The sequence below is a fragment of the Albidovulum sp. genome, assembly GCF_041919395.1.
GTDB lineage: Bacteria > Pseudomonadota > Alphaproteobacteria > Rhodobacterales > Rhodobacteraceae > Albidovulum.
Genome location: NZ_JAYRTX010000119.1, coordinates 1 through 8,321 on the forward strand (window position 1 = coordinate 1; position 8,321 = coordinate 8,321).

Below are 8,321 nucleotides of genomic sequence, written 5' to 3' on the forward strand. Positions count from 1 at the left end.
TTGAACATCGCCGCCCGCCAGGGCCAGCCCATGACGGCGGGAGCGGCGCGCAGGAACTGCTCCGTCACCGGCCGGTCCTCGTAGGCGCGCAGACCGCAATTGCCGAAAAGCCGCCAGGTGAGCGGGATCGCCGTCGCCTCGGGCAGCGCGGCGAGGAGCGCCTGCACCGTCCGGTCGCCCGCGTGGACGTTCACGAATTCGTCGATGTCGAGCACGAGGACCCAGTCGGCCGCCGCCTTCAGCGGATGCGCGTCGGCAAGGGCGAGGGCCGTCCACTGCGGACCCTTGCCGTGCGGGCTGTCGTTGCTGACATGGGTCAGCCAGCCGAGGTCGGAAAGCCGGTCGAGCATGCGGTCGGTGCCGTCGTCGCAATCGTTCGAGAGGACAAGGAAGTCGGTGAACCCCGCCGCGCGGTGGTGGGCGAGCCAGTCGAGGAGGAAGGCGCCCTCGTTCTTCACCGTCAGGATGGCGAGGATGCGGGGGTCAGTGCGCGGCATCGGCGGGGGGCTCCACGGTGAAGAAGAAGCCCGGCGGCAGGGTGCGCCGGTGGAGGTCGGCGGGCACCACGCCGGGTCCGGCGGTGAAGACGGCGGAGCCGAAGACCGAAAGCATCCGCGACAGCTTTTCCATCCGCTCGCCGGTGAGTTCGGCGTAGAAGGCAGCGTAGTCGGGCCGGGCCTTCAACTCGGCGATCTTGGCCCGGTGCGCAGCGACGGCACCCTCATGCGCGACGCGGATTTCCGGGTCCGCCATGAGCCGGTCGAACTCGGCCCGCGCGGCCGGGACCATCCGGCGGATCGAAAGGTCTTCCCCGGCATTGTGGTTCATGCGGAACCAGTAGTTGAGGCCCTGGTCGCGGTCGACATGGTTCACCCGGCCACGGTCGCGCTTCACGAGGAAGCTTTCGGCCGAGCGCACCGCGTAGTGGTTGAGCTGGACCCAGTCGTAGCCGTAGGTCGCAAGGCTCGACCGCCAGCCGTTGCGATACATGCTTTCCGGCATGGGCCTGCCGGATCCGTTGATCCAGCGCACCTCGGCCCAGAGGTCGGGCTTCAGCCCCTTCGGCCGGTGCACGCCGAGCTTCCTGTAGATGTCGATGGTGCGGAAGAGCGTCTTGAACCCCCAGGCCTGGTGCGGCTTGCGGATGAGTTCGGGCGCGCAGAGCGGGAACTGCTCGGTGACGAAGCGGTCACGGTATTCGTGGACATCGGCATTGCCGAAAAGCCGCCAGGTCAGCGAGATCATGTTGGCCTCGCCCATTGCGGCGTAAAGTGCCCCGAGCGTACCGTCGCCAAGCTTGACGTTGATGAACTCGTCCACGTCCATGCAGATCGCCCAGGAGGCACGCCGCAGCACCGCCTCGCTTTCGGCGGCCTGAAGGGCGGCGTGCTGGGGCATCAGCCCGGGCATGGCTCGGAAGGGGTTCGCACGGTGCTGGACGAGGCCCTTTTCCTGAAGAAGGTCGAGCATGGCGTCGGTGCCGTCGGTGCAGTCGTTGGTGTAGACGAGGAAATCCGTGACACCGATGGCGCGGTGATAGGCCAGCCATTCGAGGATGAAGGGGCCTTCGTTCTTCATCGTGGTGACGATGCAGGTGCGCGTCGTCCCGGCGGCGGGTGCCGCGCGCGGCTCCGACACCGGCGGGCGGACGGGGTCTGCGCCGAAATGGCGGCGGGCGAGGTCGAGGAGCGCGGGGTCCTCGACGAGCGAGGTCTTGGGCGCAAGCTCGGCCGGCTTCCGGCCCGGCACCCGGATCGCCATCGCCCGCCAGAAAGCCACTGTCTTGTCGGCGTCGGGCCGGGCGTAGGCGACACGGAGCGTGCGCCAGGTATTGTCGAGCCCGGCGCGGTCCGGTGCCACGCCCCAGCGGGCGATGCCACGGCGGGCGTCGAAGGGTCGGCAGATGTGGTCGCCGAAGGCCTCGGGCGCGCCCGGCCGGACCCGCCAGGGGTAGATGCGGCGCCCGACCAGGAGAACGACCCCGCCCTGCGCCCGCCGGCAGAGGTCGAAGGCCGAGGGCCCGCCCTTCCGCTCGGCCAGGAGGTCGGTGACGTCGAGGCAGAGGACGGCGCGCGCCCTGGCGAGGAAGCGCCACTTGGCGACCTCGTGGATCAGCCCCTCGCCCAGGGGCGCGCGCCAGGGGTCGGGGTCGGGGCGCTCCATGCGGTCCTTGCCCGGCGCGTCGGGCGCAAGGAAGACATGGCTTTCCGGTCCGAGGCCCGCTTTGCCGAGCGGCACCGGGCTTTCGAGAATCACCACGACAAGGCCCGGCAGGGGCGCGATGAGCGCCCCGAGCCGCTCGGCGAAGTCCGCATGGCTGCCAGAGGGGCTGTCGTCGGGCGCGCGATTGAGGATCAGCGCCCCGGTCGCGCCATGGGCGCGGGCGTGGTAGCGAAGCCAGTCGGCCACCGTCTCCGCGTTCTCCTCGAGCCGCGCGCCGAAGAGGCAGTCGCGCCCGGCGAGAAGGTCCCATTCCGCCTCGGCCGCCGCGATCTCCGCCACGCCGCCTGTCGCGAGCGCGAGGCAGAGGGGTGCTGCCTCGGCCACCGCCATGACGGCGCCGGCGACCTCGCGCAGTTCGCGGATGCCGGCACAGCCTGCGCGCGGGGCAGGGTCGAAGGCGGTGGCGTTGACGCCGGCGCGGGTGAAGACACGTATGGTGGCACCGCTTCCGGCATCGGGGCAGAGCACCGCATCGAGAAGCGGCAGGCCACCGGCGGACCCGGCGGCGAGCCGCCGGCGGATCACCACGCTCGGGGGAGGATCGGTCATGCCTGCTCTGCCGTTCGGGCCGGTCTTGGGGTTCGATACCACGCGCGGGGGCAGCAGGCAAACGCCGCAGACGCTGCGCTTGCCCCGTGGGCAGTTGGCAAAGGGGCCGATTTCGGCCACTCTCGCGCGAAACCCCGGCAGAGAACGGCGGCGAGGCGGCAGTGGCACAGGACTATCAGATCGCGGCGCTCTGGATCGGCGGGGCCTTGAGCTTTCTCGAACAGCTATGCCTGAAGTCCTTCGTGGACGCGGGCCACGCGATCCGGCTTTATGCCTACGAACCGATCCCGAACGTGCCCGAAGGGGTGGAGATCGCCGACGCGCGCACGATCCTGCCCCAGGACGGCTTCTTGCGCCACGGCCGCACCGGCAGCCCGGCGCTGCATTCGGATCTCTTCCGCTATCACCTCATGGCGAAGGGCGACCGCACGATCTGGGCCGACACGGATGCCTATTGCGTGAAGCCGTTCCGAAGCGAGACCGGCCACTTCTTTGCCTGGGAAAGCGAGGAGGGGGTGAATGGCGGCGTTCTCGGCCTGCCCAAGGACAGCGAGGCGCTGGGCCTTCTTCTCGATTTCACTTCCGACGAATACGCCATCCCGGAATGGTACGGCGAGGCCTACCGGCGCGAACTGGAGGCGAAGAAGGCAGCCGGGACTCCGGTTCCCGCGGGCGAGATGCCCTGGGGCGTCTGGGGCCCCCACGCGCTGACGCATTTCCTGAAGAAGACGGGGGAGATAAGCCACGCGCTGCCGCGCGTCGCACTCTATCCCTTCGAATACCGGGACCGCCGGCTGATGCTCCGCCCCGGTCTCGACTGGTCGGACTATGTGACCGAAGAGACCTATTCGATCCATTTCTACGGCAGGCGGATGCGGGCGCGCATCGCGCAGGCCATGGGCGGCGTGCCGCGACCGAAGAGCCTTGTCGGCCAGCTCCTGCGAAAGCACGGGATTGACCCCGCCGCCGCCCCGATCCGCGGCCTTGGCGCCGGGGCGGATGACGACGAGGACGGCGAATGAGCGCGCGCGCCGCGGTGGACGAAGCGACGGCCGAGGCGATCCTCGCGCTGGGGCCCATCCGGGTGGAAAGCTTCGCGGACGTGGGGGGCGGGGCGCTCGACCTCGCCCGCGCGCTCCATGACCGCCACGGCGCCCGCATCTTCCTTGTCGACATGGTGAAGTCCGGTGCCTTCTCCGATGCGCCCTCGACCTGGGTCGCGCCCTACATGGCCGCGCTTGAAAGCGCGGGCGTGCCGAGCGACGCGGTGACGCGCGTGGGCTCGGCCGAGGAGATCCGGCCCTGGGACGTGATCGCCAATTTCGGGTGCTTCGGCGACGCCTGGAAGGTGCGCCACCTCGCGCCGCTGATCGAGGGCGGGATGCATGCCGACAGCGTGATGCTGACCGACATCCGCAAGGGGTCGGGCAGCTATCCCTTCCTGAACGGTTACGGCACCTGCGAGACGCTTGCGGCCCACGCACCGGGCGGGAGTGCCGTGACGCGGGCGGTGTTCCGCCCCTCCGCCTCGGCCGCCACCGGCGCACCCGCGGAGGACGGCGACTGGGCCGCGATCGCGCGGCGTCTCGCCGGCCCGTTCGGCTTCTATACGGACAACGGCATCCACTCCTTCCTCTACGTCCCGCGCGACCCGTCGGTGCTGGTCGTTACCTTCGACAACCTCGACATCGCCATGACCAAGCGCGCCGACCGCCGGCCCTGGGGCTTCGAGTTCATCGAGAAGCAGGGCTGGTCGGTGCTGGGCGTCATGGCGGCAGGCTGGACCTGGTACCGCGACTACTGGGCGATGGGGGAATTCGACCGGCTCGCGCGGGAAGGATTCTTCGGGCGTTTCGGCCGCGTGGTCTTCTACGGCGCCTCGATGGGGGGCTATGCGGCCGCGGCCTTCTCCGCCGCCTGCCCAGGGGCGGAGGTGGTGGCGATCAGCCCGCAATCGACGCTCGACAAGACCGTCGTGCCATGGGAAACGCGCTACAAGACCGTCTGGGACAAGGATTTTTCCGGCAAGTACGGCGATGCGGCGCAGGCCTCGCGGGCGGCGGGACGGGTGACGATCCTCTATGATCCCTACGAGCCGCTCGACGCCGCCCATGCGCGGCGGTTCACCGGTGCGAATGTCACGCTCCTGCGCACGCCGCTGATGGGCCACCGGCTCGGCTCATCGCTTCTCCAGATGGGCATCCTTTCCGAGGTCATGCTGAAGGCCCTCGCCGGATCGCTGACGGAAGCGGAGTTCTACCGGCTCCTGCGCGCGCGCCGCGACTTCCCCCGCTACCAGCGCGAGCTTTTTGAACGCGCGGTGGCGCGCGCGCGGCCGGACCTCGCGCGGCGGGTGGGCGACTGGGTGCTTAAGCGGGGCGAGAACCGCTATATCCGGCTGGCGATGAAGGACCTCTGACCCCCGGTGCCGCCCCCGCGCGGATTTTGCGCAAGGATCGGGTCGCGACCTGTCCCACGATGACGCTACCTCGTGGCACGGAAGCCATGGAGGACAGGATGGACCTGACATTCGAAGCACTCGACAGCGCATTGGCGGCGGACCTGCGCAGGGGCGGGCCGGACGCGAACGGCCAGCCCGCGGAGCGGGGCGCGATTTCGGACGGGGAGGGTGTGCCTTGCCGGCACTGCCTCTCCCATGTGCCGGCCGGCAGGGAATACCTGATCCTCGCGCACCGGCCTTTCCCCGCGCCGCAGCCCTATGCCGAGACGGGGCCGATCTTCCTCTGCGCCGACGATTGCGGACGGTGGCACGGGGCTGGCGTGCCGCCGATCCTGGCGACGAGCCCGGACTACCTTCTGAAAGGCTATTCCGCCGATCACCGCATCGTCTACGGCACCGGCCGCGTGGTGCCGGCCGCCGACCTCGCGGGCTATGCGGCCGGCCTCTTCGAGGACCCGCGCGTGGCCTTCGTCGATGTCCGCTCGGCCCGCAACAACTGCTTCCAGTGCCGCATCCGGTGCGCACTCAGCGCGTGAGTTCGGCAAAGAGCGCACCGAGTCGCTCCGCCTCCTCGGCCGTGCCGAAGGGCGCGTTGGCGATATAGAGGCCGGAGCCGGTCATGCCGTGGCCTTCGCGCGCGGGCGGAAAGCGGACCTCATGCCGCATCGCCTTCGGCAGGGCAAGCGCGTCGAGCGATGCCACCATGCCCGCCTGCGCGCCGCTCGCCAGCACCGGGTACCAGAGCATCAGGATGCCCACGTTCCATTTTGCATGAACCTTGCCGAGCAGCGCCGGCATCGCCGCGTAATCCGCCTTCATCTCGTAGCTCGGGTCGATCAGCATCAGGCCCCGGCGGGGATCGGGCGGCGTGGCGGCGAGCGCGAATGCCAGCCCGTCCTCGCGCCGGACATCGGCGGCGAAGGGGCGCATCGTCGCCCCCAGCGCCGCGAATTCCTGCGGGTGCAACTCGGCCAGATGCATCCGGTCGCCCGACCGGAGCGAGAGCGCGGCGACCAGTGGCGAGCCGGGGTAGGCAGCCCGCCCGTAGCGGTCGCGCACCGCGGCAAGGATGCGGCGGTAGGGATGGTCCGCCGGGAAGAGCGCCGCGGCCCGGCCGATCCCGGCCGCGGCCTCGCCGGTCTTCATCGCCTCGGGCGCGTCGAGCCGGTAGAGCCCGCGCCCGGCATGGGTCTCGATGTAGCTGAGCGGCTTGTCCTTCCGGGCGAGGTAGGCGAGGAGCGATGCGAGCATCGCGTGCTTGTGCACATCGGCAAGATTACCGGCGTGATAGATGTGCTGGTAGGAAAGCATCGCTCACCCGGCTTTGCGGCAGGCCCCGGCGGCTCTAGCCGATCGTGCGCGCCTCGGCAATTCGCCCGTCGCCATTGACCGCCGGGATAGGATACAAATATCGCATCGTGAATGCGCCGGGTCCATGGAAGGGGCGCGATGGTGGAACGGCAGCAGGCAGCACGGGTCCGGCACTGGCGGGATGTATACTCCGCCCGGGAGGAGGGCGCGCTCTCCTGGTTCGAGGCGCGGCCGCAGGTCTCCCTTGATCTCATCGAACACTATCTGCCGCCAGGCGAGGGGGCGGCCGTGATCGACGTAGGCGGAGGCACGTCCCGGCTCGTCGATGCGCTCCTGGAGCGCGGCTACGGCCCGATTGCCGTTCTGGATATCGCGGGGGCGGCGCTCGCCGCCGCGCAAAGGCGGCTCGGACCCGACGCCGATGCGGTCACCTGGATCGCCGCCGACATCACCGGCTGGCAACCGTCACGCCAATGGGCGCTCTGGCACGACCGGGCGGTGTTCCATTTCCTGACGGAGGAGCGCGAGCGGGCGGCCTATGTCGCAGCAATGGTCGCGGCGATCCGGCCGGGGGGGCGTGCGATCGTCGCCACCTTCGCCGAGGACGGGCCGGAGACCTGTTCGGGCCTGCCGGTCTGCCGCTACACGCCCGCGTCTCTCTTCGCCAAGGTCGATCGGACTGCGCCCGGCGCCTTCCGCCTGATCGAGGGACGGCGTCACGTGCATGTGACGCCGAAGGGAAACCGGCAGAATTTCCAGATCACGGTGCTGCAGCGCGAGCGGCAGTAAAAAGGCCCTCCCCAGAGGGGGGAAGGCCGTTCATTCCGCGATTGCGGGGGCTCACTTCGGGCCGATCATCATCACCATCTGCCGGCCTTCCAGCTTCGGCATGTTCTCGATCTTGGCGATTTCCTCGACATCCGCCGCCACGCGTTTCAGAAGCTCGAGTCCGAGTTCCTGATGGGCCATCTCGCGGCCGCGGAAGCGCAGCGTGACCTTCACCTTGTCGCCCTCTTCGAGGAACTTCTTCACCGAGCGCATCTTGACGTCGTAGTCATGCGTGTCGGTGCCCGGGCGGAACTTGATTTCCTTGATCTCGATGATCTTCTGCTTCTTGCGCGCCTCGGCCTCGCGCTTCTGTGTCTCGTACTTGTACTTGCCGAAATCCATGATCTTGCAGACCGGTGGTTCGGCGTTGGGCGAGATCTCCACGAGATCGAGCCCGGCCTCCTCGGCCATCTGCATGGCCCTGAAAGGGGTCACGACCCCGACATTCTCGCCGTCCGCGCCGATGAGGCGGATTTCCGGGGCGCGGATACGTTCGTTCACGCGGGGGCCGGTGTCGCGTTGCGGCGGGGCGTTGTGCGGTCTGCGGGCTATGGCGGCGTTCCTTCTGTCGTGGCCGGTGCAAGTGGCGGGCAAACTAGTCGTCCCGGATGGCTGATTCAAGCCGGTTTCGGCGTCGCGCAGCGCGAAGTCCCTTTCCTGCGCCGGCGTATTCTGCGATAGCGAGGACATTATCCCCTTTCCCGATTTCGGAAGGAACGCACGATGAACCGGAATACCCTGATCGCCATCCTCATTCTTGTGCTCGCCGGCGGCGGGTATTGGTACTACTCGACCTCGCAGCGCGCGGCCGAGGAAGCGGCAATGGCCCAGAAGGCTGCTGACGAAGCGGCGGCCGCCGCCAAGGCCGCCGAGGAAGAGGCTGCTGCAAAGGCCGCCGAAGAGGCCAAGGCTGCCGAGGAAGCGGCTGCGAAGGCTGCCGAGGAAGCCG

General features: G+C 69.2%; 8 protein-coding genes and 1 pseudogene. 5 read left to right on the forward strand and 4 right to left on the reverse strand.

Annotated features, from left to right (window positions below; all coding sequences use genetic code 11):
- Together ACMUOO_RS15410 and ACMUOO_RS15415 are read right to left on the reverse strand one after the other, a co-directional pair.
- Positions 1-497, reverse strand: a 497-nt coding sequence (locus ACMUOO_RS15410) for a glycosyltransferase family 2 protein (RefSeq protein ID WP_413855692.1), incomplete at its 3' end; no start/stop codon positions are given.
- Positions 484-2,772: a glycosyltransferase family 2 protein gene (locus ACMUOO_RS15415; RefSeq protein WP_301918624.1), complete on the reverse strand. Its 2,289-nt coding sequence runs from the start codon at positions 2,770-2,772 to the stop codon at positions 484-486. The genes ACMUOO_RS15410 and ACMUOO_RS15415, both read right to left, overlap by 14 nt.
- A 161-nt stretch (positions 2,773-2,933) precedes the next feature.
- Between ACMUOO_RS15415 and ACMUOO_RS15420 the strand changes: the two genes are divergently transcribed.
- The 3 genes from ACMUOO_RS15420 to ACMUOO_RS15430 all read left to right on the forward strand — a co-directional run bounded on the left by ACMUOO_RS15420 (position 2,934) and on the right by ACMUOO_RS15430 (position 5,769).
- Positions 2,934-3,794: a hypothetical protein gene (locus tag ACMUOO_RS15420; protein WP_301918625.1), complete on the forward strand. Its 861-nt coding sequence runs from the start codon at positions 2,934-2,936 to the stop codon at positions 3,792-3,794.
- Complete coding sequence (locus tag ACMUOO_RS15425) at positions 3,791-5,191, forward strand: hypothetical protein (protein WP_301918626.1); 1,401 nt, start codon at positions 3,791-3,793, stop codon at positions 5,189-5,191. The genes ACMUOO_RS15420 and ACMUOO_RS15425 overlap by 4 nt, the downstream gene beginning before the upstream one ends.
- A gap of 98 nt (positions 5,192-5,289) precedes the next feature.
- Entirely contained in the window at positions 5,290-5,769 is a 480-nt protein-coding gene (locus tag ACMUOO_RS15430) for a DUF1203 domain-containing protein (RefSeq protein ID WP_301918915.1), read from the forward strand.
- On the opposite strand, the gene rlmJ is transcribed toward ACMUOO_RS15430, so the two are convergent.
- Positions 5,759-6,544, reverse strand: a complete 786-nt coding sequence (gene rlmJ / locus ACMUOO_RS15435) for a 23S rRNA (adenine(2030)-N(6))-methyltransferase RlmJ (RefSeq protein WP_301918627.1) — start codon at positions 6,542-6,544, stop codon at positions 5,759-5,761. The two genes, ACMUOO_RS15430 and rlmJ, sit on opposite strands and share 11 nt — an antisense overlap.
- 138 nt (positions 6,545-6,682) lie before the next feature.
- On the opposite strand from rlmJ, the gene ACMUOO_RS15440 reads away from it, so the two are divergent.
- Positions 6,683-7,333, forward strand: a complete 651-nt coding sequence (locus ACMUOO_RS15440) for a class I SAM-dependent methyltransferase (protein WP_413855693.1) — start codon at positions 6,683-6,685, stop codon at positions 7,331-7,333.
- A gap of 51 nt (positions 7,334-7,384) precedes the next feature.
- On the opposite strand, the gene infC is transcribed toward ACMUOO_RS15440, so the two are convergent.
- Positions 7,385-7,924, reverse strand: coding sequence for a translation initiation factor IF-3 (gene infC / locus ACMUOO_RS15445; RefSeq protein ID WP_367891206.1), 540 nt, complete (start codon positions 7,922-7,924; stop codon positions 7,385-7,387).
- A 171-nt stretch (positions 7,925-8,095) separates the two neighbouring features.
- Here infC and ACMUOO_RS15450 point away from each other — a divergent pair.
- A pseudogene (locus ACMUOO_RS15450) lies at positions 8,096-8,321 on the forward strand (hypothetical protein); the annotation flags it as partial.

Bases quoted from the DNA above. Each gene is read 5' to 3' on its own strand.
- ACMUOO_RS15415 (WP_301918624.1), bottom strand. From the start codon at position 2,772: ATGACCGATCCTCCCCCGAGCGTGGTGATCCGCCGGCGGCTCGCCGCC.
- ACMUOO_RS15425 (WP_301918626.1), top strand. From the start codon at position 3,791: ATGAGCGCGCGCGCCGCGGTGGACGAAGCGACGGCCGAGGCGATCCTC.
- ACMUOO_RS15430 (WP_301918915.1), top strand. From the start codon at position 5,290: ATGGACCTGACATTCGAAGCACTCGACAGCGCATTGGCGGCGGACCTG.
- rlmJ (WP_301918627.1), bottom strand. From the start codon at position 6,544: ATGCTTTCCTACCAGCACATCTATCACGCCGGTAATCTTGCCGATGTG.
- ACMUOO_RS15440 (WP_413855693.1), top strand. From the start codon at position 6,683: ATGGTGGAACGGCAGCAGGCAGCACGGGTCCGGCACTGGCGGGATGTA.